A 13,362-nucleotide genomic window follows, 5' to 3' on the forward strand; every position below is an offset into this window, starting at 1 on the left:
CCACCCCCAACCCCGGGTTCCCCCTCCCGTTCATTCCAGGCGGGGGGCGCGCCGCGCCCGCCATAACCTTTGCGTAGGAGACCCCCATGGCCAAGTACGAGCCCGGTCACGTACACATCGAGCGCACAGCGCTCAACAAGAACGACCACAGTTATGACCTGAAAGTGGACTACGAGGCGTCTACCGACCCCACTGAGGGCCGAGGCATCCAGTTCCGCATGCACGGCAGTATCGAGGGCAAGCCGGTGGATGAGGCCTTCTTCCTGGCCAAGGACCAGGTACTGCCCAGCTTTCTCATGCAACTGACGCGCAGGGCCCAGGCCTACCTGGCTGCGCCGAAGAAATTCGAAAGCCTGGCCTCGCCCCACCGCATCTACGACTGGATGTTCGAAGACATCCGCGCAAAACTGGATGTGAAGTCTGGCGACCCGATCAAGCCCGAACACCTGGGGTAGGCCGGGGCCGTCACGGGCGCGGCGATGTTGAGGCATACTAGCGCCCTCCCCGGCCATATCCGATTGCCCCAATGCGTATCCACGTCAGCTTCATCGACCGTGTCGGCATCACCCAGGAAGTCCTGGCCCTGCTCGGTGCCCGCCACCTCAACCTGGATGCGGTGGAGATGGTGCCGCCAAACGTCTACATCGACGCCCCCACCCTGAGCCCGGCGGTACTCGAAGAGCTGCACGATGCCTTGTTCGACGTCGCAGGCGTACAGGCCGTAGAGGTGGTCGACATCCTGCCGGGCCAACGGCGCCACCTGCAGCTCGATGCCCTGCTCACGGCCATGAGCGACCCCGTGCTGGCTGTGGACCGGGCGGGCAAGGTGCTGCTGGCCAACCCCGCCTTGATCGCCCTGTGCGGCCGCGAATCCACCGGGCGGTCGGTGGGCGAGCTGTTCGGCGACCCGGCCTTGCTGCCCACCCTGCTGGAAAGCAACTTCCACCTGCCCATGCGCGAGATGCAGCTCAACGGCCAGAGCCTGCTGCTCGATGCCATGCCGATCACCCACACCGGCGGCCTGCTGACCCTATACCCGCCAACACGCATGGGCGAGCGCCTGTCGGCCCTGCGCCACGACCACGCCGAAGGGTTCGATGCACTGCTGGGCGAATCGCCTGCCATTCGCACCCTCAAGGCGCGGGCCCTGCGGGTGGCGGCGCTGGACGCACCGCTGCTGGTGCATGGCGAAACCGGCACCGGCAAGGAGCTGGTGGCGCGCGCCTGCCATGCCATCAGCAGCCGCAGCAGCGCCCCGTTCCTGGCCCTGAACTGCGCCGCGCTGCCCGAGAGCCTGGCGGAGAGCGAACTGTTCGGCTACGCCCCAGGTGCCTTTACCGGCGCACAGCGCGGCGGTAAGCCGGGGCTGATGGAGCTGGCCAACCAGGGCACGGTGTTCCTCGATGAAATCGGCGAAATGTCGCCCTACCTGCAGGCCAAGCTGCTGCGTTTTCTCAGCGATGGCAGCTTCCGCAGGGTGGGTGGGGACCGGGAAGTGAAGGTGAATGTGCGCATCATCAGCGCCACCCATCGCGACCTCGAGCAAATGGTGGCCGAGGGCACGTTCCGCGAAGACCTGTTCTACCGCCTGAACGTGCTCAACCTGCAGGTGCCGCCGCTGCGCGACCGGGGGCAGGACATCATGATGCTGGCGCACTTCTTCATGCAGCAAGCCTGCACGCAAATCCAGCGCCCGGCCTGCCGGCTCACCCCGGAAACCCATTCAGCACTGCTGGCCAACCCATGGCCGGGGAATGTGCGCCAACTGCAGAACGTGATATTCCGTGCTGCGGCCATCTGCGAGAGCAACCTGGTGGATATCGGCGACCTGGATATCGCCGGCACCTCGGTCGCCCGTGGCCACGACGGCGACGTGGCCAGCCTGGCGCAGGCGGTAGGCGATTTCGAGCGCGAGCTGCTGCAACGCCTGTACGCCAGCTACCCCTCAACCCGTCAACTGGCGGCCCGCCTGCAAACCTCCCACACCGCCATCGCCCAGCGTTTGAAAAAGTACGGTATTCCAGGGAAAGGCTGATTTTGTCGGCAATTTCCCTTAATTGTTCAGACTTTTCCTAGGAGTTCGCCAGATACGCTCTGACGTGTGCCTCGTAGAATGACAGCAGTGCAATCCTGCCTGTCACCCCGCTAAACCGCCCAAGAGCGGTCTGTGGTTCGCTACTGGATATAACGAGAGTACCTGATGTTAGAACTCGATTTTTACGGCACGCTGGTGGCTGCCTCCCTGGTGTTGCTGCTGGGGCGCGGCCTGGTCGCGCGCATTGGTTTTTTGCGCGCCTACAACATTCCCGAGCCGGTGGCCGGTGGCCTGGTGGTGGCCATCGCGCTGCTGGCGCTGCGCAGCTTCGACCTGCACGTGCAGTTTGACACCTCCCTGCAAACCCCACTGATGCTGGCCTTCTTCGCCACCATCGGCCTGAGCGCCGACTTCGCCAGCCTGAAAAAAGGCGGCAGGGCGGTAGGTGTGTTCCTGCTCGCGGTCACCAGCCTGCTGGTGGTGCAGAATGCGCTGGGCATCAGCCTGGCGACGGCATTGGGCCTGGACCCGCTGATGGGCTTGCTGGCCGGCTCCATCACGCTGTCGGGTGGCCACGGCACCGGTGCCGCCTGGGGCGCGACGTTCTCAGAAACCTACGGCCTGGCGTCAGCGTCGGAACTGGCCATGGCCTCTGCTACCTTCGGCCTGGTACTCGGTGGCCTGATCGGCGGCCCGGTTGCCCGCCTGCTGATCAAGCGGGTTACCCCACCCGGCCTTGCGGGCGATGCCCCCCAACTGCCCACGGGTTTCGAGCAACCTGAAAAAGAACGCCTCATCACGTCCTTTTCCTTCATTGAAACCCTGGCCCTGATTGCCGTGAGCCTACTGGCAGGTACAGTACTGAACGGGCTGCTGAAAGGCACCCCCTTCGAGCTGCCGAACTTCGTGTGCGTGTTGTTTGTGGGCGTGGTGCTGCGCAACGGGCTCTCGGCCTTTGGTTTCTATCAGGTGTTCGAGCGGGAAGTATCGGTGCTGGGCAATGTCAGCCTGTCGCTGTTCCTGGCCATTGCCCTGATGTCGTTGAAGCTGTGGGACCTGTCAGCCCTTGCCCTGCCCTTCTTCGTCCTGCTAGCCGCGCAGACCTTGGTGATGGCGCTGTTTGCCATCTTCGTGACCTTCCGCGTGATGGGGCGCAACTACGATGCCGCCGTACTCGCTGCCGGGCACTGCGGCTTCGGCCTGGGCGCTACGCCAACTGCAATCGCCAACATGCAAGCGGTGACCCAGCGTTTCGGGCCGTCCCATGTGGCATTTCTGGTGGTGCCGATGGTAGGGGCGTTCTTCATTGACCTGATCAATGTGGTCGTGATCAAGCTGTACCTGGCGTTGCCGTTTTTTCAGTGAGCCAAGCTGGCTTATGACGCTGCGGGTTATACCTTGAATTAGCCCCTCGACCGGGTACGGACGAGGGGCTTTAGGTGAGGTCAGGTGCCCGGAAAACTTATGACGCTCTTCCTCAGCCGAGCGCGGCCGGGCGACGTTGACGCAGATAGCGCTGAACAGGGCGTTCAAGCCAGCGGTGGCTTACCAGGCTCAATGGAATGAGGATGGCAAAAAACAGCAGCATCACCCATTCCTGGTAGAACACCGCCCGCGGAAAAGCAAAGGCATCGAGCGCTAGGGCAAAGATGATTTGCAGTGGAAAGTGAATGAGGTAGGACGCGTAGCTGATATCCCCCAGCCAGCCCCAACGCCGTCCGACCCCTTGCCAGCGAAAGCCCAACCCCGCCAGCGCTGCCACCAATAGCGGATAGCACACATACAGAAGCAGGTTACCGTTCAATGCATCGGCCCCATGGATCAACCACGCCCACGCAACGATGCACAACGGTACCGTAACCCACACGGCGCCGGTATCGCCTGCCCAGCGCCTGATCTGTTGCAGCAACCCATAAGTCACACCGCCGATGAAAAAGCAGAGCACGCCGCTGCCGAGCTTGTACACCTGCGGGTAAAGATAGCTTCCCAATGCCAGTGCTAACACGGTCAGCGGCCATCTCCAGCGGCGGCTCAGGCAGACCAGAAAGAATACGGCATACAACAACATTTCTACCGATACGGACCAGATCGGCGCATTGAACGACCAACCTTTTTCCAACCCCCATGCAGGCATCATCAACAGATTGAGTACGGCGTGGTAGGCATCATTGAAGGGGTAGACGAAATAGCCCTCATGGCTGTTCGAATAGGCACTTTGTAACCCAGCCACTGCCAGGAAGGTCACCAGGTGCAAAGGATACAACCGAGTCAAACGATCCCAGGCGAAGCGCGCAGCAGGAAGGGAGCGGCTGGCCACCTCGTTAGCGAAAAGCCAATAGAAAACAAAGCCGGAAAGCGTGAAGAACAACTGAACTGCCAGGCCCCCGTGCTGGTACAGCAGCGTAAAGGGCTTGAAGAACGGCTGCTGGGCAGGATCGAAATTGACAGGCGCGCCGCCGTCGTAGAAAAAATGCTGCCAATGCCAGAATACGACGCACAAAGCAGCTACGCCACGTAGCACGTCTAGCGTGTAGAGCCTGTTTTCACGGTTGGGTAGAGCCACGTTCACTGCCTCGCTCGCTTGGCCATCACGGCCCTCACGTTTACTTCAAATGGCTTAAAGGCCCTGGAAAATATCTGACATCGTTGCATTTCAATGATGAGGTGCTGAATACGGTTAGGACCGCAGGAGCAGCCGAGGCAATCTCCCAGACAACGGCATTCGCACGCGGGGCGAGAATAGGTTTTGCGTTTTCTATCTGCAACGAAAACCGAGGCAGGCCTTGATCTTTGGGAAATGGATGACGAATGACTGACCGCGATGGCTGCCCCAATTATTCCATTCGTGAGGCGTTCCTCAGTGACCTGATCAATCTGATGGTGATCAAGCTGTGCTTGGGGTTGCCGTTTTTTCAGTGAGCCAAGCGGGCTTATGACGCTATCCCGTGAAGTAGCCCCTCGGCCGGATACGGGCGGGGGGCTATAGGGAGGTCAGGCGTCTTTGAAGCCCGGCAGGCCTTGTTCTTGGCGCCAGCGTTTGACTTCATCAACAATAGCTTGAGGTGAATCTTTGATACCCACCTTGCTAGGTTTGAAAATCACATCACATCCTTTAGGGTGTTCCGAAAGCTTCTCGAATTTGATAATCCCGCTTGAGTGAGCACGGTCAGAGGGATACAACACCGGATCTGCATGATAGATACCATAAACAAGTCTAAAAAATTCCTGTTCGGTATAGTCAGATATTTTTTCCTGCATAATTTATTTACCTTTATGCCTCTGGATGTGATGATGTGGACCCATTAAAACAAGGTTATCGAAATCATAAACACCTCCCCCATCAGAAATACTTACGATATGATGTAGCTCCCACTTATTCCGATGACCGACTCGCTCGCTGGCGAAAGCGACGGGGGCTCGCCCACGTCGCATCGCCAAAAGATCAGCAGTATCAAATTGCCCTTCAAACAGTGGGCTTCTTCCAATCATTTGCCAAAACCTTCGACGAAAAGCGCCCCAGCTACTAAATTTTTTTCCTCGCAACTTACTGGCAATCTGAGCAGGTATGGGTATGCCCTCCCGAGCGCCTTCGACAAGAAGCGTACCATCGATAAGCTTACCTTTCCCCGTCACGACCCCCGGAAGGTTCCGGCGGCTCTTGAACATCACATAAAGCGGAGCCAGCCCGGAGTCGATCGGGAAAATGATGACGTAGTCATCGAACCCGACGTCAGGCAGGTCCGGGTAAATATCCAGCCGGCCGTCAAGCGGCTCCAGTGTCGGGCCTACCAGTTTGTTATCGCTGGGCGAGGTAGGTGGTAATACTGTGGAGCTGCCCGACGACTCTACCGCAGGCGTCCAGACCACTGTCCTGGAGGATATGTCGTCCGTAATGACGGTGTAGCTGCCGGTCTGCGCGTCATACTGGGCGAGCAGTACCGGCACCGCCGAAGGAAGGGCTGAGCCGTCGGTACGCGCTGCGAAAAACTCTGCAGGGCCATTAATGTCCTGCCTCTCGCCCATGCGAAATGGAAGGTCTAGCGCCCCTCGCTCGACCGCCTCAGCCTGGGCCGCAGCATCAAGCTCAATCGAAAGCTCGCCCAGCGGCAGGGTGAGTAGATAGTTCCCCAAGGGCTTCGCTGGGCGCCGTCGTTCGGCATTACCCACTTTGGGCGCGTACAGCAGGGCGGCGAGGCCAACCAGAAACGGCGCGACCAGCGCCTCCACCGGCGCCACACTCAATGAGCTGACAGCAGCCCTGATGGCACTCCCCAGCGCTGCGCCAGCGACCACTGCGGGCGGCGCACCGGACGACATGACCACCTTGGGCTCGGACACTGGCCCTGCAGGTGGCACAAGGTAGGTATTGGCCTGCCGAACAGCCTGCTCTGCCAAGGCCTTTTCGGCAGCCGCCTTGGCTGCCGCAGCCTGCCGCGCCTCGGCCTCAGCCTGGGCCCGAGCCAGCGCCGCAGCGTGCGCCGCCTTCAGGGCTTCCTCATGGGCCCGGCGCTGAGCCTCCTCATGGGCCCGCGCCTGCGCCTCAGCCTCGGCACGGGCTTGAGCTTCGGCGTGGGCGCGAGCCTGGGCCTCGGCTAACCGTTCTGCCTCGGCCTGGATGGCAGCCTGGGCAACGGCATTCGCAACCTCTTGCCGCAGCGCTGCAAGCTGCCCTTCGAGCTGCTGAATTTCTGCATCGCGCAGCTGTACCGTATAAGCGGCGAGGTAAGCATCGTTCAACGCCTGCTGCAGGTCCGATGACTTGATCCGGCCCGACGCGATATTTTTTAATGCAGCATGAGCGTACGTCGATGGGTGCTTGCCCAAAGGGCTGGAATCGTAAAAACGGTTGGCCAGTTCGGTGCGGTACGCGCGATCGGCATGTTTCGAGGCCAATAATTTTGATCGCGCCTGTATTGCATTATTTAACCTTTCGACAACGGTTGCCGCGGGGGGCAGTGACGCTGCGGCAAGGGCATTGACTTCCTGTTCAAGCGAACTGGGCAGGTGGGATAATTGTTCCGAATAAAAACGTCTGGCAACTTCATCTGCGATCCTGAATGCATTGCCAGCGGTGGCAGTGAACCCATCCAAAATAGGACCCGTTTGATTAGGTAAGTTACCTGAAGAACTAGAGGCCCCTGGCCGACTGGGTTGCGCCCCGACAAACGTCGGCGGCAGGGTTACCTGTCTTTTTTTACGAGACACGCCATGACTCCTTTTCAATTATTGAATAGTGCTTTCCCTCCTCATTAACCTGACCAATGCAAATATAAATTCCCAGCGTGCACAATTACCTAAGGAAACCCAACTAATAACTGTGAACGAAGGTTATCCCATACCCGCTCGACAAATATTTCAGAAGCCGAATATAGGAAATTTCCGACTTACCTCTAAGTCGATTCCTAACATGAAGAATCAAAGGAAGAGTCAACGCACAATAAAAACAAGGACCAAGCCGTATCGAATTCGTAACGACGTAACGAAAACGAAACGACCCTCATAAGGCGCACCCTCCCAACGGACTGAAGGGAAAAGGCTTTTTAGGTCGAAGCCAATCGTAATGAATTCGCTACACACCACCCCCACCAATAGCCTCATGACCCGCTCAACCCGCTGGTTTAAAGGGGCTTTCATCAGTTGGCCACATTATTGCTAGCAATCTTCTACCTAGAGCGCGAGCCCAATCGCGCCACTGTCCCGGTTCACGAGGAGCCCCCATGAGCGAGTTGCGTTTCACCGAAGATCACGAATGGCTGCGCGTCGAAGCCGATGGCACTGTGACTGTGGGCATTACGGCCTATGCTCAGAATGCCCTCGGCGATGTGGTCTACGTGCAACTGCCCGAGCTTCAGCACTATGAAAAGGGTGCCGAAGCGTCCACCGTGGAATCGGTGAAAGCGGCCAGCGGGGTGTACATGCCCTTGGCCGGCGAGGTGGTCGCCGTCAATGACGCCCTCAACGACAGCCCTGAGCGGGTCAACGAAGCGCCCATGGGTGATGGCTGGTTCTTCCGCTTCAAGCCAGCCGACATGAGCGAGGTCACCGCCTTGCTCGACCAGCAGGCCTATGACCGCCTGCTCAACGCCAACGACGACGCCTGAGGAAACCGCCATGACCATCAACCTCGGCACTGCCAACGAATTCATCGCCCGCCATATCGGCCCGCGCGCCGAAGACGAGCAGGCCATGCTCGCCACCCTGGGTTTCGACTCGCTGCAAGCCATGACAGACGCCGTCATCCCTGCGTCCATCAAAGGCACCAGCGTGCTGGGTGAGCACCAGGGCCAGAGCGAAGCGGATGCGCTGGCAGCACTCAAAGCCATCGCCAGCAAGAACCAGCTGTTCAAAAGCTATATTGGCCAGGGTTACTACAACACCCACACCCCTGCGCCCATTCTGCGCAACCTGCTGGAGAACCCGGCCTGGTATACGGCCTACACGCCTTACCAGCCAGAAATTTCCCAAGGGCGCCTGGAGGCACTGCTCAACTTCCAGACGCTGGTCTGCGACCTGACCGGCCTGCCGATTGCCAACGCGTCCTTGCTGGACGAGGCCACCGCAGCCGCCGAAGCCATGACCTTCTGCAAGCGCCTGTCGAAGAACAAGGCCAGCCACAGCTTCTTCGCATCGGTCCACTGCCACCCGCAAACCCTCGATGTACTGCGCACCCGTGCAGAACCCCTGGGTATCAGCATCGAGGTGGGGGATGAACGTGAGCTGGGCGATGTCAGTGCGTATTTCGGCGCGCTGCTGCAATACCCGGCCAGCACCGGCGAAGTGCTGGACTACCGCGAAGTGGTGCAGCGGTTCCATGATGCCAACGCGCTGGTGGCCGTATCAGCCGACCTGCTGGCACTCACCCTGCTGACGCCGCCTGGCGAATTCGAGGCCGACGTGGCCATCGGCAGCGCCCAACGGTTCGGGGTGCCGCTGGGCTTCGGCGGGCCACACGCGGCCTACTTTGCCACCCGTGACGCGTTCAAGCGCGACATGCCGGGCCGGCTGGTGGGCGTGTCCATCGACCGCTTCGGCAAAACGGCCCTGCGCCTGGCGATGCAGACCCGCGAGCAGCATATTCGCCGCGAGAAAGCCACCAGCAACATCTGCACGGCGCAAGTACTGCTGGCCAACATCGCCAGTATGTTTGCCGTGTACCATGGCCCCCAGGGCCTCAAGCGCATCGCCGAGCGCATTCATGGGCTGACCTCGGTGTTGGCAGCAGGCCTGCGTGCGCTGGGTATCCAGCCGGTGGGCAGCAGCGCGTTCGACACCCTCACCCTGGCTACCGGCGGCAATACTGCCAGCCTGCACGAAACGGCTCGCGCCCAGGGCATCAACCTGCGCCAGGTGGATGCCGGGCATGTGGGCATTTCGCTGGACGAAACCAGCACCCAGGCCGATGTGCAAAGCCTGTGGCAACTGTTGGGCGGCGCCCAGCCTCAGCCTGACTTCGACGCACTGGCCGCCACCAGCACGACGCTGCTGCCAGAGGCGCTGCTGCGCAGTTCGGCCTACCTGGAACACCCGGTGTTCAACCGCTACCACAGCGAAACCGAACTGATGCGCTACCTGCGCCGGCTGGCCGACAAGGACCTGGCGCTGGACCGCAGCATGATTCCTCTGGGTTCATGCACCATGAAACTCAACGCTGCCAGCGAAATGATCCCCGTAACCTGGGCCGAATTCGGTAACCTGCACCCCTTCGCCCCGGCCGAGCAAAGCCAGGGTTACCTGCAGATGACCAACGAGCTGGAAGCGATGCTGTGCGCTGCCACCGGCTACGATGCCGTGTCGCTGCAGCCCAATGCCGGCTCACAGGGCGAGTATGCCGGCCTGCTGGCGATTCGCGCCTACCACCGCAGCCGCAACGAAGGGCATCGCGATATCTGCCTGATCCCGTCGTCGGCGCACGGTACCAACCCGGCCACGGCCCACATGGCTGGCATGCAGGTGGTGGTCACCGCCTGTGACGCCCGTGGCAATGTCGATGTGGCCGACCTGCGGGCCAAAGCGCTGGAGCACCGCGACCGCCTCGCCGCACTGATGATCACCTACCCTTCCACCCATGGCGTGTTCGAAGAGGCGATCGGCGAGATCTGCTCGATCATCCACAGCAACGGTGGCCAGGTGTATATCGACGGCGCCAACATGAACGCCATGGTCGGCCTGTGCGCACCGGGCAAGTTCGGCGGCGACGTGTCCCACCTCAACCTGCACAAAACGTTCTGCATACCCCATGGCGGGGGCGGCCCGGGTGTCGGCCCGATTGGCGTCAAGTCGCACCTGGCGCCGTTCCTGCCGGGCCATGCTGCGCTGGCCAACTCAACAGGGGCCGTGTGTGCGGCACCGTTCGGCAGTGCCAGCATCCTGCCCATCACCTGGATGTACATCCGCATGATGGGGGGCGCAGGCCTCAAGCGCGCCTCGCAGATGGCGATCCTCAATGCCAACTACATCGCCCGCCGCCTGGAAGAGCACTACCCGGTGCTGTACACCGGCAGCAATGGCCTGGTCGCCCACGAATGCATCCTCGACCTGCGCCCGCTCAAGGACAGCAGCGGCATCAGCGTGGACGATGTAGCCAAGCGGCTGATCGACTTCGGCTTCCACGCCCCGACCATGTCCTTCCCGGTGGCTGGCACGCTGATGATCGAGCCGACCGAAAGCGAGTCCCGGGAAGAACTCGACCGTTTCTGCAACGCCATGATCCAGATCCGCGAAGAAATCCGCGCCGTCGAGAACGGCACCCTGGACAAGGATGACAACCCGCTGAAAAACGCACCGCACACTGCCGCAGAGCTGGTGGGTGAGTGGGCCCATGGTTACTCCCGCGAACAGGCGGTTTACCCGCTGCCGAGCCTGATCGAGGGCAAGTACTGGCCACCGGTAAGCCGCGTCGACAACGTGTATGGCGACCGCAACCTGGTGTGCGCATGCCCACCGATCGAAAGCTACCAGGATGCATGAAGCCGTTGCCTGGCCTGGCCGTTGCCAGGTCAGCCAGCCCTACCCGAGTCGCAAGGAGTCACTGATGTCCCAAGCACTGCTCAAGACCCCGCTGCATGCCCTGCACCTTGAACTGGGTGCGCGCATGGTGCCGTTTGCCGGGTACGACATGCCCGTCCAGTACCCACTGGGTGTGCTCAAGGAGCACTTGCACACCCGCGAGCAGGCCGGCCTGTTCGATGTTTCACACATGGGGCAGATTCTGCTGCAAGGCAGCGATGCCGCCCGTGCCCTGGAAACCCTGGTACCGGTCGATATCCTCGACCTGCCGGTCGGCCTGCAGCGTTATGCCATGTTCACCAACGAACAGGGCGGCATTCTCGACGACCTGATGGTGGCCAACCTGGGCAATGATACCTTGCTGCTGGTGGTCAACGCTGCGTGCAAAGACCAGGACCTGGCCCACCTGCAAGCACACATTGGCGCACGCTGCAGCGTGCAACCCCTGTTCGAGCAGCGTGCCCTGCTGGCCCTGCAAGGCCCCGCTGCGGCGCAGGTGCTGCAGCGCCTGGCACCCGAAGTGGCCGGGATGACGTTCATGCAACTGCATGCGGTGCGGTTGCTGGGCGAAGACTGCTGGGTCAGCCGCTCCGGCTACACCGGGGAGGACGGCTACGAGATCTCGGTGCCGGCCAGTGCAGCCGAGGCCTTGGCGCGCAGGCTGCTGGCCGAACCCGAGGTACAGCCGATCGGCCTGGGGGCACGTGACTCCCTGCGGCTAGAGGCCGGCCTGTGCCTGTATGGCCACGACATGAACCCCGAAACCACGCCGGTTGAAGCCAGCCTGCTGTGGGCCGTGTCCAAGCCGCGCCGAGCGGACGGTGCCCGTACCGGGGGCTTCCCAGGCGCTGAGGCCCTGTTCAGGCAGCAGCGCGAGGGCGTCGCACGCAAGCGCGTGGGGCTATTACCGCAGGAACGCACCCCCGTACGTGAGGGCGCCGATATCGTGGATGCCCATGACAACCCAGTCGGCAAAGTGTGCAGCGGCGGTTTCGGGCCGACACTCGGTGCGCCCGTGGCAATGGGTTATATCGACAGTGAACAGGCGGCAGTTGATACGTCGCTGTTTGCAGTTGTGCGCGGTAAGAAAGTGGCCCTGAAGGTGAGCAAAATGCCTTTTGTGACGCCACGTTACTACCGCGGTTGATGGGCATTGGGGCAGGTGACAAAACCCCGTTGTATAGACGTTTTCGAACCTGCCTAATAACTTTTTGAACAGGGCGCCAGGCCAGCCACCATGCCGTTTCCGACACATTGGTCGGTAACGGGCAAGGCGCCAATTTTAGCCCCTGCGCAGGGCTTGTTTTTCGTTCGGGAGTTGGCGTAGAGTCACCTCACTGTGTTTGCATGGGTCGCAACAGTTCGTGACCTGGGCCAGTAGCCGCATTCTGCTACAACCCGTTCGACGTCTCTTACTTTCCTGCAACCCAGCCCGGTAATTTTTCGCGTACTCATAACGTGAAAGAAACTGTCATCAAAATTTAAGCGTCATAGGAAATAAGACAATGGCTGAGCGTCAGAACGGTACCGTCAAGTGGTTCAATGACGAAAAAGGTTACGGTTTCATCACCCCAGAAAGCGGTGCTGATCTGTTCGTGCACTTCCGCGCCATCGAAGGCAACGGCTTCAAGAGCCTGAAGGAAGGCCAGAAAGTCTCCTTCGAAGCTGTCCAGGGCCAAAAAGGCCTGCAGGCAGACAAGGTCCAGGTGCTCGGTTAATCCGCACCAGACCCATAGAAAAGCCCCTGCCAAGTGCAGGGGCTTTTTTTTGCCCGTAGAATAGGGCTCCGTTTTCTGGAGCTGTCCTGCATGTCCAAGCCTCTGCTGTTACCTCAGGGTGATTTTCCGCCGGTTGGCCTGGGCCGACGCCTGGCTGCAATGTTCTATGATTTTTTGCTGTGCACGGCACTGCTGATCGTCACTGCCGGCGCCTACAAGATGATCCAGATGGCGATCATCGGCGAAGCACGCATGCGCACGCTGACCGAGGCCGGTGCACTGGATGGCGACCCGTTACTGTCCACCGTGCTGGTGTTCGTGCTGTTTGGTTTCTTTGCCAAGTTCTGGACCCACGGCGGGCAGACACTGGGCATGCAGGTGTGGGGGATACGGGTACAGAACCCGGATGGTACAGCCATCAGCCTGTGGCAGGCGCTGCTGCGCTTCGTGGTGTCGATAGCCTCGTGGCTATGCCTGGGGTTGGGGTTCTTCTGGGCGCTGGTGGACACGCGCAAACGGGGCTGGCACGACATCTATTCCGAGAGCCAGTTGGTGCGGGTGCCGAAGCGGCGCTAGTGGTGTCAGGGGCTTGGGGCTCCTGGG

The 13,362-nt window shown here is 60.7% G+C and carries 11 protein-coding genes; 8 read left to right on the top strand and 3 right to left on the bottom strand.

The features are described 5' to 3' along the window. Positions 1-86 precede the first annotated feature (86 nt). The 3 genes from IAE36_RS13660 to gltS all read left to right on the top strand — a co-directional run bounded on the left by IAE36_RS13660 (position 87) and on the right by gltS (position 3,400). Complete coding sequence (locus IAE36_RS13660; protein ID WP_201212956.1) at positions 87-455, top strand: DUF5064 family protein; 369 nt, start codon at positions 87-89, stop codon at positions 453-455. Positions 456-526: 71 nt separating this feature from the next. Beyond that, entirely contained in the window at positions 527-2,035 is a 1,509-nt protein-coding gene (locus IAE36_RS13665) for a sigma-54-dependent transcriptional regulator (protein ID WP_060483419.1), read from the top strand. Between the two features lie 165 nt (positions 2,036-2,200). Further along, on the top strand, positions 2,201-3,400 hold the full coding sequence (gene gltS, locus IAE36_RS13670) for a sodium/glutamate symporter (RefSeq protein ID WP_028631494.1): 1,200 nt from the start codon (positions 2,201-2,203) through the stop codon (positions 3,398-3,400). Between the two features lie 112 nt (positions 3,401-3,512). On the opposite strand, the gene IAE36_RS13675 is transcribed toward gltS, so the two are convergent. The 3 genes from IAE36_RS13675 to IAE36_RS23920 form a co-directional block, all read right to left on the bottom strand. Then, positions 3,513-4,604, bottom strand: a complete 1,092-nt coding sequence (locus IAE36_RS13675) for an acyltransferase family protein (RefSeq protein WP_201212957.1) — start codon at positions 4,602-4,604, stop codon at positions 3,513-3,515. 422 nt (positions 4,605-5,026) lie between these two features. Then, on the bottom strand, positions 5,027-5,293 hold the full coding sequence (locus tag IAE36_RS13680; RefSeq protein ID WP_201163271.1) for a bacteriocin immunity protein: 267 nt from the start codon (positions 5,291-5,293) through the stop codon (positions 5,027-5,029). A 3-nt stretch (positions 5,294-5,296) separates the two neighbouring features. Beyond that, a complete protein-coding gene (locus IAE36_RS23920; protein ID WP_201212958.1) occupies positions 5,297-7,240 on the bottom strand; it encodes an S-type pyocin domain-containing protein in 1,944 nt (647 codons plus the stop codon). Positions 7,241-7,752: 512 nt separating this feature from the next. Here IAE36_RS23920 and gcvH point away from each other — a divergent pair. The 5 genes from gcvH to IAE36_RS13710 all read left to right on the top strand — a co-directional run bounded on the left by gcvH (position 7,753) and on the right by IAE36_RS13710 (position 13,335). After that, entirely contained in the window at positions 7,753-8,136 is a 384-nt protein-coding gene (gcvH, locus tag IAE36_RS13690; protein ID WP_028631497.1) for a glycine cleavage system protein GcvH, read from the top strand. A 10-nt stretch (positions 8,137-8,146) separates the two neighbouring features. Then, positions 8,147-11,002, top strand: coding sequence for an aminomethyl-transferring glycine dehydrogenase (gene gcvP, locus IAE36_RS13695; protein ID WP_201212959.1), 2,856 nt, complete (start codon positions 8,147-8,149; stop codon positions 11,000-11,002). A 64-nt stretch (positions 11,003-11,066) separates the two neighbouring features. Then, complete coding sequence (gene gcvT, locus IAE36_RS13700; RefSeq protein WP_442967457.1) at positions 11,067-12,188, top strand: glycine cleavage system aminomethyltransferase GcvT; 1,122 nt, start codon at positions 11,067-11,069, stop codon at positions 12,186-12,188. A 358-nt stretch (positions 12,189-12,546) separates the two neighbouring features. After that, complete coding sequence (locus tag IAE36_RS13705) at positions 12,547-12,759, top strand: cold-shock protein (RefSeq protein ID WP_028631500.1); 213 nt, start codon at positions 12,547-12,549, stop codon at positions 12,757-12,759. Between the two features lie 90 nt (positions 12,760-12,849). Beyond that, a complete protein-coding gene (locus IAE36_RS13710; RefSeq protein ID WP_028631501.1) occupies positions 12,850-13,335 on the top strand; it encodes an RDD family protein in 486 nt (161 codons plus the stop codon). The last annotated feature ends 27 nt before the right edge of the window (positions 13,336-13,362 follow it).

Source organism: Pseudomonas sp. S36 (genome assembly GCF_016647875.1).
Taxonomy (GTDB): Bacteria; Pseudomonadota; Gammaproteobacteria; order Pseudomonadales; family Pseudomonadaceae; genus Aquipseudomonas; species Aquipseudomonas parafulva.

Coding starts and splice junctions, on each gene's coding strand:
- gltS (WP_028631494.1), top strand. CDS start 2,201: ATGTTAGAACTCGATTTTTACGGCACGCTGGTGGCTGCCTCCCTGGTG.
- IAE36_RS13680 (WP_201163271.1), bottom strand. CDS start 5,293: ATGCAGGAAAAAATATCTGACTATACCGAACAGGAATTTTTTAGACTT.
- gcvP (WP_201212959.1), top strand. CDS start 8,147: ATGACCATCAACCTCGGCACTGCCAACGAATTCATCGCCCGCCATATC.
- gcvH (WP_028631497.1), top strand. CDS start 7,753: ATGAGCGAGTTGCGTTTCACCGAAGATCACGAATGGCTGCGCGTCGAA.
- IAE36_RS13705 (WP_028631500.1), top strand. CDS start 12,547: ATGGCTGAGCGTCAGAACGGTACCGTCAAGTGGTTCAATGACGAAAAA.
- gcvT (WP_442967457.1), top strand. CDS start 11,067: ATGTCCCAAGCACTGCTCAAGACCCCGCTGCATGCCCTGCACCTTGAA.
- IAE36_RS13710 (WP_028631501.1), top strand. CDS start 12,850: ATGTCCAAGCCTCTGCTGTTACCTCAGGGTGATTTTCCGCCGGTTGGC.
- IAE36_RS13665 (WP_060483419.1), top strand. CDS start 527: ATGCGTATCCACGTCAGCTTCATCGACCGTGTCGGCATCACCCAGGAA.
- IAE36_RS13660 (WP_201212956.1), top strand. CDS start 87: ATGGCCAAGTACGAGCCCGGTCACGTACACATCGAGCGCACAGCGCTC.